This is a genomic window from Mesorhizobium sp. M8A.F.Ca.ET.218.01.1.1 (genome assembly GCF_004791165.1).
In the GTDB taxonomy this organism is placed as follows: domain Bacteria; phylum Pseudomonadota; class Alphaproteobacteria; order Rhizobiales; family Rhizobiaceae; genus Mesorhizobium.
Genome location: NZ_SRUZ01000007.1, coordinates 334,439 through 351,706, shown reverse-complemented (window position 1 = coordinate 351,706; position 17,268 = coordinate 334,439). Strand labels below are relative to the sequence as shown.

At 63.7% G+C, this 17,268-nt stretch carries 8 protein-coding genes; 1 reads left to right on the top strand and 7 read right to left on the bottom strand.

All coding sequences use genetic code 11. The features are described from left to right. Positions 1–15: 15 nt before the first annotated feature. Positions 16–1,554 (bottom strand): trimethylamine methyltransferase family protein, encoded by a 1,539-nt coding sequence (locus tag EN861_RS25485; protein ID WP_127277959.1) that lies wholly within the window; start codon positions 1,552–1,554, stop codon positions 16–18. Positions 1,555–1,770: 216 nt separating this feature from the next. Here EN861_RS25485 and EN861_RS25480 point away from each other — a divergent pair, with 216 nt between their 5' ends. Next, positions 1,771–2,361, top strand: a complete 591-nt coding sequence (locus EN861_RS25480; RefSeq protein ID WP_127277960.1) for a transglycosylase SLT domain-containing protein — start codon at positions 1,771–1,773, stop codon at positions 2,359–2,361. 13 nt (positions 2,362–2,374) lie between these two features. Here the strand turns inward: EN861_RS25480 and EN861_RS25475 are convergent, their stop codons facing one another. From EN861_RS25475 to EN861_RS25450, 6 genes are all read right to left on the bottom strand, one after another. Beyond that, positions 2,375–4,705, bottom strand: coding sequence for an ABC transporter ATP-binding protein (locus tag EN861_RS25475; RefSeq protein WP_135866291.1), 2,331 nt, complete (start codon positions 4,703–4,705; stop codon positions 2,375–2,377). Between the two features lie 48 nt (positions 4,706–4,753). Further along, the gene (locus EN861_RS25470) at positions 4,754–5,911 is read right to left on the bottom strand and encodes an ABC transporter permease (RefSeq protein WP_127277962.1); all 1,158 of its coding nucleotides are present in this window, start codon (positions 5,909–5,911) and stop codon (positions 4,754–4,756) included. A gap of 11 nt (positions 5,912–5,922) precedes the next feature. Beyond that, positions 5,923–6,957, bottom strand: a complete 1,035-nt coding sequence (locus EN861_RS25465; RefSeq protein ID WP_127277963.1) for an ABC transporter permease — start codon at positions 6,955–6,957, stop codon at positions 5,923–5,925. 217 nt (positions 6,958–7,174) lie between these two features. After that, the gene (locus EN861_RS25460) at positions 7,175–8,827 is read right to left on the bottom strand and encodes an ABC transporter substrate-binding protein (RefSeq protein ID WP_127277964.1); all 1,653 of its coding nucleotides are present in this window, start codon (positions 8,825–8,827) and stop codon (positions 7,175–7,177) included. Between the two features lie 252 nt (positions 8,828–9,079). Further along, positions 9,080–15,136 (bottom strand): translocation/assembly module TamB domain-containing protein, encoded by a 6,057-nt coding sequence (locus EN861_RS25455; protein WP_135866289.1) that lies wholly within the window; start codon positions 15,134–15,136, stop codon positions 9,080–9,082. Positions 15,137–15,138: 2 nt separating this feature from the next. Continuing rightward, on the bottom strand, positions 15,139–17,067 hold the full coding sequence (locus EN861_RS25450) for an autotransporter assembly complex family protein (protein WP_135866287.1): 1,929 nt from the start codon (positions 17,065–17,067) through the stop codon (positions 15,139–15,141). Positions 17,068–17,268: the final 201 nt, after the last annotated feature.

The following is a 17,268-nucleotide window of genomic DNA, read 5'->3' as shown; positions in this document are numbered from 1 at the left end:
GAGCGGACGCTGAAATCACGGCTCGCCCTGCCCGATCGCTTCCTTGCGTCTGGCCACATAGGCCTCGAGCTCTTCGCGCACGGCGATGTCCATCGCCGGCTCGACATAGTCTTCAAGCGCCTTCTTCCACAGCCGCGTCGCGCGCGCCGTCGCGTCGAGGCCGCCGGCCTCCTGCCAGGCCTCGAAATTCTGCCAGTTGGACAGCATCGGCTGGTAGAAGGCGGTCGCATAGCGCTCCAGCGTGTGCGGCTCGCCGAAGAAATGGCCGCCTGTCGGCACCGCACCCAGTGCCTCGACGGCAAGCTCGGCCTCGTCGACCACGATCGGACGCAAAAACTCCATCATGTGCTGGATCATCTCGACGTCGATGATGAATTTCTCGAACGATGCCGTCAGCCCGCCCTCCTGCCAACCGGCGGCGTGGTAGACGAGATTGCCGTGGCCGAGCACCGCGCCCCAGAGCGCCATCAGCGTCTCATAGGCGCCTTGCGCATCGGCGGCGTTGGAAGCCGAGCCGGGCGTCGTCCGGTATGGCAGGCCGTAACGCCGCGCCAATTGCCCCGAGGCGATGTTGGCCTTGGTGTTTTCAGGCGTGCCGAAGGCCGGCGCGCCCGACTTCATGTCGACATTGGAGGTGAAGGCGCCGTACATGACGGGCGCGCCCGGACGTACGAGCTGTGTCAGTACCACGCCGAACAGCGCCTCGGCATTCTGCTGCGCCAGGGCGCCGGCCAGCGTCACCGGGCTCATCGCCCCCATCAGCGTGAACGGCGTCACCGCCACCGACTGGCCGTATTCGGCCATCGTCACCAGCCCCTCGGCCATCATCTCGTCGAAACGGCGCGGCGAGTTGACCGAGATGATGGTGGCGATACCGGGATCGTCGCGCATCTGATCCAGCGTCAGCCCGCGCGAAATCGCCATCATCTCGATGCCATCCAGCGCCCTGCCCCGGCCGATCGCCGAGACATGAAAACTCTTGTCGGTCAGCGTCAGATTGGTGAAGTAGGTGTCGAGATGGCGTGAGTTGGCCGGCAGCTCGACCGGCGCGCAGACCTGATTGCCGAGCATGTGGATACAGTTGAAATGCTGCGCCAGCCGGGTGAGATCGGCATAGTCACGCAGGTTGCCGGCACGACGGCCGCGCTCCATGTCGTGCACGTTCGGCGGCCCGGCGACCAAGGTGAAATTAATGGTATTGCCGCCGAGGTGGATCGACTTGGCCGGATTGCGCGGTGTCAGCGTGTAAGTGGTCCGCGTCGTCTTCAGCGCCTCTTCCACCATGCCGCGATCGACGCGCACATTCGCCGTCGCATGGTCGACCGTGGCTCCGGCCTTCTCGAACAGCGACAGCGCCCTCCGGCTCATCACCTCGATGCCGAAATTCTCCAATATGTGCATCGACGCCTGATGGATCGCCTCGATCTGGTCGGACGACAACAGCGCCATCGGCGGATAGGGATTCGTCACCCGTCTGGGCGGCAGCTGCGCGATGGGCGCTGGCCCCCTGTTGCTGGTGCGCTCGGCGCCGCGCTTGCGTCTTGGTTCGGTCATGCCGGCATCAAAGCTTCGGCAGTGCGGCCGGTCTGTCAGAAATACGCCGTTTGCCGGCGTGATTTTAGCCAAGGCGGCATTTTCTCGACACCAGTTTTTAAGAGGCGACCGTGTGCGTCGGAATATTGATATGATGTTTTCTCATCTGCTCGTGCCGACGAAGCGTTAACGGCCGCAGCAAGATTCCCTTTATGATTTCGGCCTATTGCTCCTCCCATGCGTAGGTCGAGTTTTAGTAAAATTGTTGCGGTTTGCGCGCTGTTGGCGCTTTCGGCTTGCGCCACCGCGCCCAGCCACATCAACAATGTCTGCGCCGTCTTCGACCAGAATGACGGCTGGTTCGACAATTGGCAGTCGGCCGCCGAGCGCTCGTCGCGGAAATACGGCGTGCCGGTGCCGGTGCTGATGGCCACCGTACGCAAGGAATCCGGCTTCAAGAGCAACGCCCGGCCGCCGCGCACCAAGCTGCTTGGCTTCATCCCCTGGAAGCACGTCTCCTCGGCTACCGGCTTCTCGCAGGCACTGGACGGAACCTGGTCGCAATATCAGCGCGAAACCGGCAACTGGGCGGCACGGCGGACGAAATTCGCCGATGCCGTCGATTTCGTCGGCTGGTATCATTCCAAGACAGCCGACAGCTACGGCGTCGCGCGCAACGACACCTACAACCTCTACCTCGCCTACTATCTCGGCTGGAGCGCCTATGGCCGCGGCAACCGTGGCGACGCCGGCGTGCAGGGTTACGCCCGGGCCACCGACAAGATGGCCCGCGACTATGACGCGCAGCTACGGCAATGCGGCTCCTGATACCTGCTTCAGGTTAGTGCCGCCGCGTCGTGTCTTTCGGCTTCGAAACACCGGTCTCCGAAACCTCGTCGCGCACTTCGTGGCGACGGGCTCGCATGCCCGCCTCGCCCTGCTCCGCGGCGTCCCCGATCTGGTCGGCTTCCGCGCTGCCCTTTTTGCCACGCGGCCGGTTGGGCGCTGTCCCCGCCAAGCCCGGTCCGGTGCCGTGCGCATCGTCCGGCACGCCCTCATGCGCGGCATGTTCCTTGTCGAACTTGATGACCGGCTCCATGGTCTTGAGCACGTCGTCGGAAAGCCAGCACAGGCTCATATGGCCGTCGCCGAGATTCTTCACCGGCGGCACCTTGGTTTCGCAGAGATTGTCGGGCACCAGCTTCTTGTAGCCGCAGCGGGTCTGGAACGGACAGCCGGTGGGCGGGTTCATCGCCGAGGGGATGTCGCCTTCCAGCACGATGTGCTTCTTCACCACGCTGGTGTCGGCAATCGGGATCGCCGACAGCAGCGCCTCGGTATAGGGATGATAGGGCGGCGCGAAGATCTGGTCTGTCGTGCCCTGCTCGACGATATAGCCGAGATACATCACGACGACGCGGTCGGCGATGTAGCGCACGACGGACAGATCGTGGCTGATGAACAGCATCGTCGTCTTGTTCTTGCGCTGGATGTCCATCAGCAATTCGGTCACCGCCGCCTGCACCGAAACGTCGAGGGCCGAAACCGGCTCGTCGGCCACGACAACCTTGGCGTCGCCGGCAAAGGCGCGCGCCACGCCGATGCGCTGCTTCTGGCCGCCGGAAAGCTGGCGCGGCTTGCGGGTCTCGAAGGCGCGCGGCAACTTCACCAGGTCGAGCAGCTCCAGCATGCGCTTGCGCCGGTCGGCGACCGTCTTTCCGACATTGAATTTTTCCAGCGTGCGGATGATCTGCGACCCGACCGAATGGCTGGGGTTGAGCGTATCGAACGGATTCTGGAACACCATCTGGATCGACGACACGGTGTCGACGCTGCGGCTCTCGATGCCGGTCGACTGGATTTGCTTGTTGCCCAGCGTCACGGTGCCGGCACTTGCCGTCTCAAGTCCGAGCAGCACCTTGGCCAGCGTCGATTTTCCGCAGCCGGATTCGCCGACGATGGCGACCGTCTCGGATTCGCGCGCCATGAACGATATCGTCTCGTTGGCCTTGACGACGCGGCCCTCGCTCGAGCCGAACACCTCGCTGCCGCCGACCTTGTAGTATTTCCTGAGATCCTCGATCTTGAGCACCGGCGCGCCGGGCACGACCTTTTCGTTGACCTTCTTGGCGCCGGGCGGCAGCGCTTCCCAGTCGATCTCGTTGAAGCGTACGCAGCGCGAGAAATGGCCCTCGTGTCCGGCGACTTCGACCATCGGGATTTCGGCGGCGTTGCAGACGCCCTCGACGAAATGGTGGCAGCGCGGACCGAAATTGCAGCCCTTCGGCCGCTCGTGCGGCAGTGGCAATTGGCCGGGGATCGAGATCAGCGGCCGCGAGTTCTTGTCGGCGCCCGGCAGCGGGATCGAGCGGAACAGCCCTTGCGTATAGGGATGGCGCATCCGGTCGAACACGTCCTTGATCTTCCCGGTCTCCACCGCCTCGCCCGAATACATCACGGTGATGCGGTCGCAGGTCTCGAGGATAAGGCCGAGATTGTGCGACACGAAGATCATCGACGTGCCGAACTTCTCGCCCAGCCCCTTGACCAGTTCGACGATGCCCGCTTCCACCGTCACATCGAGCGCCGTCGTCGGCTCGTCGAGCAGAAGCAGCGCCGGCTTCGACAGCAGCGCCATCGCAATGACGATGCGCTGCTGCTGGCCGCCGGAGAGCTGGTGCGGATAGGAGCGCATCATGCGCTCGGGATCGGGCAGCTTGACCGCGCGCACCATTTCGAGGGAGCGTTTGTAGGCCTCTTCCTTCGACACCTTGTCGTGGATCAGCGGCACTTCCATCAACTGCTGGCCGACCTTCATCGCCGGATTGAGGCTGGCCATCGGCTCCTGGTAGATCATGGCGATCTTGTTGCCGCGGATGGCGCGCAGCTCCTCGTCGGAGAGCTCGCCCATGTCCTTGCCCTGGAACTTGATCCTGCCGCCGACGATCTTCCCGATGTTGGACAGGTCGCGCATGATGCCGAGCGACACGGTCGACTTGCCGCAGCCGGATTCCCCGACGATGCCCATCGCCTCGCCCGGCATGACCGTGCAGGAAAAATCCATCACCGCCGGTATCTCGCCCTTGCGGGTGAAAAAGGAGATCGACAGGTTCTCGATCTCGATGATCGGCCCACTGGTCGGCTTGGCGGGATTTCGAACTGCCTCGTTCATGGGTCGCTCCAATCCAAATTGTACCAGACGCGGGTCAAGGCCCGTCAATCAGTCTTTCATCGATTGTTCACGCAGCGAGTCGGCCAACAGGTTGAGCCCGAGCACGAACGACATCAGCGCGATCGTCGGCGGCAGCGCCGGATGGATGAAAGAGCGCAGCAATCGGCTGGCGTCCTTGATCGCGGTGCCCCAGTCCGGGCTCTCGGGCGCAAGGCCGAGGCCGAAATAGCCCAACGTGCCGAGCAGGATGGTGGTGTAGCCGATGCGCAGGCAGGCATCGACGATCAGCGGGCCGCGTGCATTGGGCAGGATCTCCCACAGCATGATGTACCAGGGCGATTCACCGCGCGTCTGCGCCGCGGCCACATAGTCGCGCGTCTTGATATCCATCACCAGGCCGCGCACGATGCGGAACACGCCCGGGCTGGAGGCAAACACCACCGCCACGAAGATGTTGAGCTGGTTGGGATCGATGTGGACGATGTGCAGCGGGTCCTTGTCGAACACGAGGCCAAGATAGATCCAGCCGCCGACGATGAGGGTGATGCCGAGCAGGATGTACAGCCGGTCCGGCCGGTTCTTGTAGCGTGTCCAGAACAACACGCTGAAGAAGATGATCGGAAACAGGAAGAACACGCCGGCCATGGCATAGGGGATCGGCGTGTCCATGATGCCCGGCGTCACCAGCAGGTAGAACAGCAGGATCACCGGGAAGGCCAGCACGAGGTTGGCCAGGAACGACAATACCGTGTCGATCTTGCCGCCGTAATAGCCGGCAGGCAGGCCAAGCGTGATACCGACCATCAGCGCGAAGCCGGTCGCCGCCGGCGCAATGATCAGCACGATCTGGCTGCCATAGACCATACGCGAAAACACGTCGCGTGCCAGCTTGTCGCCGCCGAAGAGATAGACAAGCCCCGATTGCGGTTCGATGGCGCCGGGCAGCGTGTCCTTCATGATCGGGATCTGGCCAAGCGGATCGAAGGGCGAGATGGTCGAGGCGAAGATCGCCGTGAACAGCCAGAACAGGCAGATGCCGACGCCGACGATGCCGACGCCGCTGTCGAACAGCTGGCCGTAGAGCGCCAGCTTCTTCCTGTAGAGGAAGCTCGCTCCCATGACGATGAAAAGCGCGACCCAGACCGGCCAGAAGCGCCACAGCACTTCGAGGATGATGGTGGAGGCGCCGATATATTGAGCTTGCATGCGCCTTCTCCCTACTGAACCCGGATGCGCGGATTGAGGAATGCGTAGCCGACGTCGGAAATGAGCTGCGTGATCAAGACGATGAACACCGAGACCAGCGAACAGCCCAGCAGAAGATCGATGTCGTTGTTGCCGGCGGCCTCGACCAGCGTATAGCCGAAGCCCTGGTAGCGGAACATCACCTCGACGATGACGACGCCGGTGAGCAGCCAGGGAAATTGCAGCATGATGACGGTGAATGGTGCGATCAGCGCGTTGCGCAGCGCATGTTTCACCACCACGCCGCCGAAGGAAATACCCTTCAACCGGGCGGTGCGGATATATTGCTGCGTCATCACCTCGACCATTGAGGCACGAGTCATGCGGGCGATGTAGCCGATGCCGTAGATCGCCAGCGTCATCACCGGCAGGGTGAAATTGTAGAAGGTGATGCCCTGGCTGGCCGACGCGGCCGAGCCGTTCAACCAGCCGAGCCATGAGGCGAAGATGACGGTGAAGATGACCCCCGACACATATTCCGGCGTCGCCGTCGAGGCGATCGAGGCCACCGAAAGCACGCGGTCGGTTCGCGACCCCTCGCGCATGCCGGCCAGGATGCCGATCAAGAGCGATACCGGCACCATCACCGCCAACACACAGAACATCAGTATCCCGGTCGCGCCAAGTGCCGGGAACAGCTTGGAGGCGACGGTCGTCTTGAACTTGGTCGAGCAACCGAAATCCCCTTCGAGGACGCCGGAGAAAGTTGGTACGGCCGGATCGTTGCAGAAAGTGAAGCGCTGCGTCGGCTTGCCGGTCGCCGGGTCGGTCACCGGCTGCTTGGGCAGCAGGCCCAGCCACTGTCCGTAGCGGACGAAGAAATTCTGCCGGTAGCCATGGTTGATCAGCCAGTCCTCCAGCTGTTCGGCCGAAGTGTGCATTTCCGTCTGGCTGATCGCCAGCTTCTTCAGGTTGGGTTCGAGGTTGATCAGGAAGAAGACGATCATCGTCAGGCACAGCATCGTCAATGCCATGGTGCCGAGACGCCTGAGAACGAAAGAAAGCATGGCGGCCCCCTGCCGATGGGGTTGGGTTTTGAGCCGGCTTCAAAGCCTCGCCTGCCGTCACCGGCGGACTGGCCGTCAAACAGGCCCTCGAATGCGATCAACCCTGTTTTTATTGCATGGCCTTCCCGGGTGAGTCCGTATTTTTTGCGGACGAACCTGCAATGGCGACGCAGAGAGGGAGGGAAAGGGGCAATGCCCCTTTCCCCGGCCCGATCGATCAGGCCTGATCGAGCCAGACCTTGCCGTAGTCGCGCTCGAAGGTCGGATGCATCTTGTAGTTTTGCACCGCCTTGACCGAGTGGCTGTAGAGCTTGCGCCAGTAGGGCTGGATGATGATGCCGGAAGCCTGCAGGATCTCCTCGATGTCCTTCATCATTTCCTTGCGCTTGGCAGCGTCGGCAACGGCGAGTGCCGCATTGAGCTTGGCATCCCAGTCGGGGTTCGACCAGCCAGCCTCGTTCCAGGCCTCGCCGGTGCGATAGGCGATGGCCAGAACCTGGACGCCGAGCGGACGCATGTTCCAGTTGGTCATTGACAGCGGATACTTCGTCCAGTCGTTCCAGAACGTCGAGCCCGGCAGCACCGTGCGCTTCACCTTGATCCCGGCCTCCCGCAGCTGGGCGGCGATCGCGTCGCCGGTGTTCTTGTGCCAGTCTTCGTCGACGGTGATCAGCTCGTGTTCGAAGTCGGCTTGGCCGGCTTCCGCCATCAGCGCCTTCGCCTTGGCCGGATCACGGGCAACCTTAGGCAGTTCGTAATATTCCGGATGGATCGAGCAGACATGGTGGTTTTCGGCGACCGAGCCGGCATTGCCATAGCCGAGCTGCAGGACGACATTGTTGTCGACCGCGAGCTGCAACGCATTGCGCACCTTCTGGTCGCCATAGGGCTTGTTGTTGACGTTGGTGCGGCAGACGATGGTCGAAGCCGTGACGATTTCCGACTTGACCAGGTCCATCTTGTCGAGGATCGACACATAGTCGGCCGACGTTTCGAAATTGGTGTGCACTTCTCCAGCCTCGAAAGCGCTGACCATGGCCGCCGGATCGGTGCCGTAGTCGATGAATTCGATGCCGTCGAGGAACACTTCGCCGTCCCACCACTTGTTGTCTTCGCGGCGCTTGTAGACGACTTTCTGGCCGACGTCGTAGGAGACGAGCTCAAATGGGCCGGTGCCGATCGGGCAGTTCTTGAAGTCGCCGCCCTTCTCGTCGAAAGTCTTGTGGACGATCAGGCCGGGATAGTCGCACATGTTGGGGATGAGCGCGATGTCAGGCTTGCCGAGCTTGAGCACGACCGTGTGGTCGTCCGGCATGGTCACGGCGCTTTCGTCGAGCTTATCATCCTTGACCAGCGAGCCGAGACGGCCGGGCATCGAATTGCCTTCGGCCTTCTTGTCGGCCCAGCGCTTCAGGTTGAAGACGACGTCAGAGGCTGTGAAGGGGTCGCCGTTGGACCAGGTCACACCCTTGCGCACATGCAGCGTATACTGGGTGGCGTCGTCGTTCACGTCCCAGCTTTCCAGCAGATAAGGGCGGAACGTATATTCGCTCGTATACTTGACCAGCGGCTCGAGCGCCTGGCGCTCGGCATTGGCAATTTCCGACCAGTCGGCCTTGCGAGGATCCTTGGGATCCTTGATCCACTGCGCGACCTTCAGCGTGCCGCCTTTCTTGCCTTTTACCTCTTCTGCCCTTGCCGGCGTCGGATCGGCGAGACCGAGAAGGCCATAAGCCATCGCCGTCGAGGCGCCGAAGACGCTTGCCATGGCCAGGAATTCGCGGCGATCAACCTTACCTGCCTTGGCTTCTTCGGCCATGGCCAGGATATGATCCGGAACGCTGTCGCCGTTGCTCTTATAAATTGTCATGACTAACTCCCATTGTTGGCTTTCCGCCGATTAACATTCCGCATCCGGGCCATGATGTCAAAGACGGCATGGATTGGGAACATGTGAGCGAATGTGCAACTTTGGACGGGGGGCAGTTCGCGTGATAGCGACAGTCTTGGCGCAAAATTGCTAGTGCGCCCAGATTTCGCCAAAATCTCTTCGGGCGATTAAATTGAGACATTTGCACCGGTTACGACAGCGCCAGTCCAGGCCAAGGCAGGGGCCAGGCCGTCAATATTCCTTCTCGTAGAAGATGCCGCCCTTGGCTTCACCGGCGTCCGTCGCCTCGCCGCGCAATTTGACCCCGCGCCCGACATTGAGGTCGATGGTCGCCTTGCCGGAACCCGGCTTGTCGCCCTTCTGGATGGTCACATAGGTACGGTCGTTGAGATATTTGCCGGCCGAAACCGCCGTGCCGCCCTTGTCGTCGGTGGTGACATCGAGATCGTCGACGCCGATGGCGCTGCGCAGATTCTCCAGCAGCGACGTCGAGCCGCCGACCCCGGCCAGTTGCCCGGCCGCTTCTGCCAGCTGCGCGATCTGCAACGGCGAGAGGTTCGACATCGACCGCCCGAAGATCAGTTGCGCCAGCACTTCATCCTCCGGCAGCGCCGGCACGGAACTGAAGGTGAATTTCGGATTTGTCGCCTCGCCCGACACCACGATGGTGACGGTCGCGCCGGTCGTGGTCGTCGTCGCCGTCAGATTGAGGTAAGGCACCAGCGAGCCGGAGAACCCGACCGTGCCTTCGGTGAAGGTCAGCCGCTTGCCAAGGATCGACAGCCGGCCGCGCTGCAAGGTGAAGGTGCCGACGGCTTGCGGCGACGAGGCCGGGCCGGTCAGCCTGAGCGAGCCGCCGAGTTCGGCGTCGACACCCCTGCCCTGGATGAAGATCTGGTTCGGCGCATTGACCGTGACGTCGAGCGCAAGGCCGCTGCCGCCGCTCTTGCCGCTGGTCGTCGCCGGGCGCAGCGCCTTGTCCTGTGCCTTGACCGGACCCGGCGCATTCTTGTGCTTGACGTCAAGCGCCGAGAGCGAGCCGGGCAATTTGTCCGGAACCGTGATGACGGTCTTGGCCAGGTTGACGGTGCCGGCAATCGCCGGCGCCGAAGTCAGCGGCCCTTTGATCGTCAGGTCGCCGCCAAGGTTGGCGGTCACCACGCGTCCATCCGTGTAGCGGCCATCGGTGAGCTTGATCGACAGGTCGGCTGGGAAGCCTTGCGCCGGATTGATACCGACGGTACCGCTGGCCGACAGGCTGCCGCGCGTCGACAGGGTTCCGGTCAACCGATTGATCGTGGCGACGCCGTTGCCTATCGAGACATCGGCCGCGATATCGTTGACTGCAAGGCCCGAGCGTGCGTCGACCAGCCGCGCGCCGGAGGTTTTGACGCTGCCGCCGATCACCGGAGATGTCGCTGGACCGCGCACCTGGACATTCACGTTGGCGTTGCCGGTCAGCGACAAGCCCTGCGCGGCAAGTTTCTCACTGAGAAGGCCGAACGGCACGGCGCCATTGAAGTCGAGCACCAGCGCCGGAGTGCCCACCGTCGTCACCGTGCCGCCGCCCTTGAGGCCAAGCCCGGCGCCGTCGCTGACATTGGCGTCGAAGGTCAGCTTGTTGCCGGCAAAGGTACCCGACGAGGCAACACTCACCGCACCAACGCCGGCGCTACGGGTCTGCGACGTCTGCACCCCGGCCGCGTCGATGTTGAAGGCAATGGCGGGGCTCGCCGGTGCGCCCGTCACCTTTACCGTGCCGGAGATGGAACCCGCTGCATCGAGCCCGGGTGAGAAACTGTTGGCGAGCGACATCGGCACGCGCGCCAGCACTGCATTGATGTCGAGCGCCTGCCCGACCTTGCCGGTTACCGTCGCGGTGCCGCCGCCAAGATTGAGCACCAGCCTGTCCAGCGTCGTCGTGCCATTGGCGATGCTGACGGTCGAGGCCTGGGCGATGGCTGCCTTGATGCCCTGGACGGTCGCCTGCCCTGACGCAAGCTCGATGGTGGTGGTGCCACCGGCTACCTTCACGCGTCCGGCTGCCCTGGCTGGAATGCCCTTCACCGTGGCGCCGCCGGAGAAGCCGGTCCAGTCGCCGTCGCGTTTCAAATCGACATCGATGCCGCGGATCACGGTGCCGCCCGATGTGACGGTATCGGCGCGGATCTTGCCCGAGATGACCGGAGCCGCGAGATAGTTGGCGATCAGCGCATCTATGGAAACGGCCTTCGCCTGGAGGTCGCCGCGCGTGATCGAGGCGGTAGCCGCCTTGATGGCGACCTGGGGTGCCGCCCCGGTCTTCGAGAAGGCGATCGTGCCGCGCACGTCGCCTTCCGCCTTTTCCAGCGCCAGCGCGGCGAGCGGCCCAATATCGGGCAGGTCGAGCGAGATGGTGCCTTCGGGCACGAACTTGTCGTCCAGTGCCAGATCGCCTGAAATCCTGTTCTTGCCCAGCGACAGGAGCAGGCCATTGATGGCGCTCTTGCCGTTCGCCGTTGCCAGCACGGCACTCCCCTGCAGCGCCTGGCCGGCGACATTGCCGGTAAGCTGGACATTGGCCGCCGGATTGGCGGCGTCCGCCTTGCCGGTGGCGGTGAGCTTCAATCCGGTTATCTCGCGAGATGCCACCGAGAGCTTGTCGCTGTTGATGGTAAGCGACAGGTCGGGCGCCATGGCCAACCCTTGCGCGCTCAGCGCGAAAGCGATGGCGCCCGTGGCATCCTTCGACAATCGCGAGATGTCGCTCAGCGCACCCTTGATGTCGGCGGTCACCTTGTTGTCGGCAAGGCTTGCCTGCCCGTCGGCGCTCAGCGGGCCCGAAGTGAGCTTCAATCCACCTATGTTGAGATTGCCGCTGGGCTCGCGCTTCAGAGTGGCGCTTATCTGGGCGCGGTCGCCAAGCATGCCGCGTGCCCCCGCCGGCAACGCAGACGATGGCGCATCCGCCTTCAGGTTGAGGTCGATGGCACCGTCACGCAGCGATACCTGGCCGGCGACCTGGCTGCTGAGCGCATCGCTTTTCAGCGTGCCGCTGTCGATGGCGACGGCGTCGGCGCTCAGCCGGGCGTTGAGCGCCGCCGTGACCTTGCCCGCGATGAGCGGCGCGATCGTCGGATTGTCGAGCCCAACCTTGTCGACCGACACCGTTCCGGAAACCGGCCCGGCGCGATTCCTGAGATCGAACGCATCCGAGTGCAGGGTCAGGGTAAGTCCGTCCACCTTTGCCGGGCTGGTGACGACCGAGGGCAGGATCGCGGAAAGGTCCAGCCGGGCATGCGTGCTTTCGCCCGCGATTTTGGCCGACACTGACCGGACCTCGATCTTGACCGGGCTCTCGGTGCTTCCGACCGTCAGCGGCAGGCTGGGGCCGGACGAGGTCAGATCGATCGCGAAATCGCTGGCCCCGTTCGGGTTGATGGTTCCGGTGGCCTGGCCGGAGACCTTGTCACCGGAGAGGGTGGCATGGTCGAGGACAACGCCTCCGGCAATCGTGTAGCTGCCGGCCGCATCGACGGCGAGTGGTCCGAGCCCCGCCTGTCGGGTCTGGCTCGTCTCGGCGCCGGCCAGCTTCGCGTTGAACCGGATGTCGGGAGCGGCCGGCGCTCCGCTCACTTCAGCGATACCGTCAAGCGTGCCCGCGGCATCCAGGCCAGGCGAAAACGCATTGGCAAGGGCGGCAGGCAACGCCGAGACCTGCGCCGCCAGATCGAGCGTCTCGCCGGCGCTGCCCGACAGCGCCACCTGGCCGCCCCCAACATCAAGCGCCAACTTGTCGATATTGGCCGTGCCGTTGGCGATGGACAGGGCGGACGGCTCGGCAATCGCCGCCTTGATGCCGCGAACGGTGGCTTCGCCCGAAGCAATCTCGACGCTGGTGGTGCCATCGGCGATCTTAACCCGGCCGGCAGCGGTCGCCGGAATGCCCGCGATCGTGGCGCCGCCAGTGAAATTGGTCCAGTCGCCGTCGCGCTTGAGGTCGACGCCGATGGCGCCGATTTCGGTGCTTCCCGAAGTGACCGCATCAGCCTTGATGGTGCCCGACATCGCCGGCGCCTTGAGATAATTGGCGATCAGCGCATTGATGGCGATCGCCTTGGCAGTCACCTCGCCACGCGCGACCGATGTGCTCTTGGTATCGATGGCAATGGAGGATGCGTCGCCGTCCTTGGCAAAGAGGATGGTGCCGTTGATGTCGCCGGTCACCGCCTGGCCGGCGAGCGCGGCCAACTGGTCGATTGCCGGTGCGGCGAGCGTCAGCGTGCCCAGGGGCATGAACTTGTCGTCGAGCGCCAGGTCGCCCGAGACCTTGTTATCGCCCAGCGAGACCAGGAAGCCGTTGATCGAGCGCTTGCCCTCGCTGGTCACCAGGGCCGCCTTGATGTCGAGCGGCTGGTCGTTGACGGCGCCGGTCAGCGAGACGTTGGCGGAAGGGTTCGTTATGTCGGCCTTGCCGCTCGCGGTCAGCTTGATGGCCTTCACCGTGCGGCCCGAAGCGGTCAGGCTGTCGCTGTCGGCGCTAACGGTGAAATCCGGAGCGGTGATCGCGCCGGTTGCCGACAACGCGAAATCGACCCCGCCGGCAACCGGCACACCGACCGTTGGCGACAACACCGAAACGTCGCCCAATTTGCCCTTGATGTCGGCCTGGATGTCCGTGCCTTGCATGCTGGCCGTACCGCTGGCGCTGAGCGATCCGGAAGTGAGTTCGATCGAGTTCGCAGCGAAAGATCCCTGCGGATCGCGCGATGCAGCGGCCGAGAATTTCACCCTCCCGCCGAGCACCGAGGCGATCTGCTGCGGGAACGCGGTCGCCACCGCGTCGGCATTCATTTTGAGCTGCATCGACATGTCGGCCAGCGCCACCGTCGCCGTCAGCGACGCATTGAGCGCATCGGAGCGCAGCGTACCCTGATCGATGGCAATAATGGCGTCCTTGCTGATTGAGCCGGCCAGATCGACGTCGACCTTGCCGGTGATCAGCGGCGCCAGTGTCGCGACGTCGGTTTTCAGGCCGCCCGCCTCCAGCTTGACGGCAACCGGGCCGGCGCGATTCTGGATATCGAAACCATCGGAATGGATTTGCGCCGCCAGATCATCCAGCCGCGTGCCGCCGACGACGATCGAAACGAAGGAGGCGCCGATGTCGACGATCGGCGCCTTGCCGTCGCCGAAGGCGCGTGCGGTGGCGTTCTTGATCGCGAGGGTGATCGGCTGCGCCTTGCTGCCGACGCTGATCACCACGGGCGGGCCCTTGGCGGCGAGTTCGAGCGACAGGTCGCTGGCACCGGCAGGATCGGCAATGCCGGAGGCGGTGCCGTGCACCGCATCGCTCTCGATGCTGGCCCGGTCGATGCTGATGCCGCCCGCCAATGTGGCGGTGCCCGCGACATCGAAGCTGGTCTTGCCGGCAAACAGCGGCTTCAGGTTTTCCGGCAGGAAGCGCGCAAAATCGCCGTCGCCCTTGGCCTCGACATGATTGCCCTTGTCGGTGAGCTGGTGGCGGCCAGTAAGTTGGGTGACGATCCGATGGTCGACGAGGAAAGTGCCGACACCGCTCCAGTTGGCAAGTGGTCCGCTGCCCGAAACGACGATATCGACCGGCGGCGCATCCGGCAGCTTGAGCAGGTTGGCAATGATGCCGCCGGCCGGCTCCGACGCCTTGAGGTCGAGGTCCAGCTTGTTGTCGGCGGGTGCGAAATGGATATTGGCATCGACATTGCCCTGTTTGCCGTCGTGACGGGTGACGTTGAGCACCGTCTGGACCGCCAGTGGCGCGGCATCGGCCTTGAGCATTCCCTTGGCTGCGAGCTCGGCGATACCGCTGCCGGCCAGTTGCTCGCCGAGCGCGATTTCCGGCAGGTCGATCTGCTTGATGTCGATGGAGACAGGCAGAGTCGTCGTGCCGCCCTGCGCCGGCGGCTGCGAACCGGCCACCGGCAGGCGCGCCAGTTCGATGCGCCCGGCGGCGATCCGGTCGGCGCTGAAGCTTTTCGACAGCAGCGCCGTCGGCGACCAGTCGACGGCCACCTTGCGCGCCACCAGCCAGGCGCCCTCGCGATCCTCAAGCACGACATGGTCGACGCTGAGATTACCCGACCAGATGCCGTCGATGCCGCTGACGGTGACCTTGCGATCCTCGCTCGAGGCGAGCCGCGAGATGATGCCGGCGAGATTGTCGCGCCCACGCTCGGTCTTGGTCAGCACGACGAGCGCGCCGATCGCGCCCGCGACCATGATCAGCAGCGTGTAGAGGACAATGCGAAGGATGCGCCAGACCGTTTTCATCGTCAGAAGGCCTGGCCAATGCCGGCATAGATGCCGAAATGCGGGTCGCCGGGATCACGGTTGAGCGGCACGGCCGCGTCGATGCGCAACGGCCCGAACGGCGTGACATAGCGCAGGCCGACACCGGCGCCGACCTTGACGTCGGAGAAGTTGGGAACCGACTTCGTCGATACCGTGCCGGCATCGACGAAGGGCACGATCCCGATCGTGTCGGTGACGGCGATGCGCATCTCCACCGAGGTCTCGAAGAAGGACAGGCCGCCGATCGGCTGGCCGGTGAAATCCTTGGGGCCGATGCCCTGATAGGCATAGCCGCGCACCGAGCCGCCGCCGCCGGAATAGAAGCGCCGGTCGGCCGGGACGTTCTGCAGCCCGGTACCGACGATCGAGCCGATGGCGACACGCTCAGCCAGCACGAATTTCGACGCGGTATCCACCGACTGATAGGCCGATCCCTCGCCCTTCAGCTTGAGGAAGGCCGCACCACTCAGTATGTCGTAGCTCGGCTCGGCATAGGCGAGCACCCTGAAGCCCCTGGTCGGGTTCAACCTGCTGTCCCTGTTGTCATAGACATATTGCAGCGGAATGCTGGCGATTAGGTAGGTGTGCTTGCCGAAGGCGTCATGGATGCGCGAATAATCGAGCGCCACCTCGGCCGACACGGTCTGCTTCTTGTCGAGTTCGTAGGACAGGCCGGTGCTGCCCTTGACCGAGAAATGGTCGTACGCATCCGGATGCTCGAGCACGGTCTTGACGCTGGCGAAGAACTTCGACGCCGGTCCGATCACGCCGGGTTTCTCGAACATGATGCCGGCATTGTAGTTCAGTTCGGACAGATTGTTGCTGCCGATGCCGCTGATGGCGCCGTCGATGCGCAGCTTTTCCGCGCGGCCAAACAGGTTGCGGTGCCCCCAGTAGCCCTCGAGGCCAAGCCCCTCGGTGTTCGAGAAGGTGCCGCCAAGGCCGAAAAAGCGCGGCTTGCGCTCGCTGACCTGGACGCCGATCGGAATGTTGCCGTCGGCGTCGAGCTTGTCGGCTTCCTTGAACGTCACGCTGTTGAAGACCTCGAGCGCCAGCAGCCTGTCGCGCGCGTCGCTGATCTCCTGTGGCGAGTATTGCCTGCCGCGCTTCAGCCCGGTCATGTATTCGGTGAAGTCCCTGTCGACCTTCTCGGTGCCTTCCACGGTGGTCGCGCCATAGCCGGCGACCGGCCCGGCTGCGACCGTCAGCGTAACATCGAGCGTCGATGTGGCATGGTCGGCGACGATATGCCGGTCGGTCACCTTGGCCAGCGGCCTGCCCTGCTCCTTCAGCGTCCGCACGATCAGCGCCTCGGCCTTGAGCACCGCGCCCGATCCGGCGTCGCCGCCGGATATCAGCCCATAATCGGCGCTCATCAGCCCCGCCGCGTCGCCCTCCAGCCGGATGTCGCCAAGGGTGAATTTGGGGCCTGTGGCGATATTGATCGCCACAGGGATAGGCTGCGGACCCTTGAACTCGGCGTCCGGAGGCAGTTCGTCGAGCGGCTTGCCGTCGATGGTGATGGTGACGACGCCTTCATAGCGGGCATCGGCATAAAGTGCGGCGACCAGCTGTTCGCGGTCGCCGCGCGCCTTGGCCATCAGCCCGAGCGAACCCGAAACGGGCCGGTCCTCGTCGCCTTTCAGCGCCGAGGCGTTTTCGAGCTTCTTGACGAGGTCCTTGTCGGCGTCGGGCGCGGAGATGGTCACCGCGTAGCGCAGCGGATCGACAATGTCCGCGTCCTCGTCGCTGGACGATCCCCACAGCTTGATGCCGAAAAGCTCGAACGCGGCCACGGATCTTGATTCGGCGATCAGCGCGGTCCCGCACATCATGGCCAAAAGCAGGGCGCGCGGAAGCACGCGCCCTGGCGCGGTCCCTCCTGACATCTGCTCTTCATGCGCCGGCATTAAGACAACCTAGGTTACAAAACTAAAATTGGAATGAAGTTCTGAAGCGCTCGTAAAGGGGCCACAATCCAATTGTCTGAAATAGGGTGGGCTTGGAATTCACACCTTCTGCGTTTCCGCAAGAAAGCGTGATCCCCTTCCCGTGGAGGTTACTGTCCGCATACCGGTCCTTGGCCGGAAAATAAACCGTTGGCAGGCGGA

What these genes read in the sequence shown, in the direction of transcription:
- EN861_RS25485 (WP_127277959.1), bottom strand. Translation starts at nt 1,554, where the DNA reads ATGACCGAACCAAGACGCAAGCGCGGCGCCGAGCGCACCAGCAACAGG.
- EN861_RS25480 (WP_127277960.1), top strand. Translation starts at nt 1,771, where the DNA reads ATGCGTAGGTCGAGTTTTAGTAAAATTGTTGCGGTTTGCGCGCTGTTG.
- EN861_RS25475 (WP_135866291.1), bottom strand. Translation starts at nt 4,705, where the DNA reads ATGAACGAGGCAGTTCGAAATCCCGCCAAGCCGACCAGTGGGCCGATC.
- EN861_RS25470 (WP_127277962.1), bottom strand. Translation starts at nt 5,911, where the DNA reads ATGCAAGCTCAATATATCGGCGCCTCCACCATCATCCTCGAAGTGCTG.
- EN861_RS25465 (WP_127277963.1), bottom strand. Translation starts at nt 6,957, where the DNA reads ATGCTTTCTTTCGTTCTCAGGCGTCTCGGCACCATGGCATTGACGATG.
- EN861_RS25460 (WP_127277964.1), bottom strand. Translation starts at nt 8,827, where the DNA reads ATGACAATTTATAAGAGCAACGGCGACAGCGTTCCGGATCATATCCTG.
- EN861_RS25455 (WP_135866289.1), bottom strand. Translation starts at nt 15,136, where the DNA reads ATGAAAACGGTCTGGCGCATCCTTCGCATTGTCCTCTACACGCTGCTG.
- EN861_RS25450 (WP_135866287.1), bottom strand. Translation starts at nt 17,067, where the DNA reads ATGCCGGCGCATGAAGAGCAGATGTCAGGAGGGACCGCGCCAGGGCGC.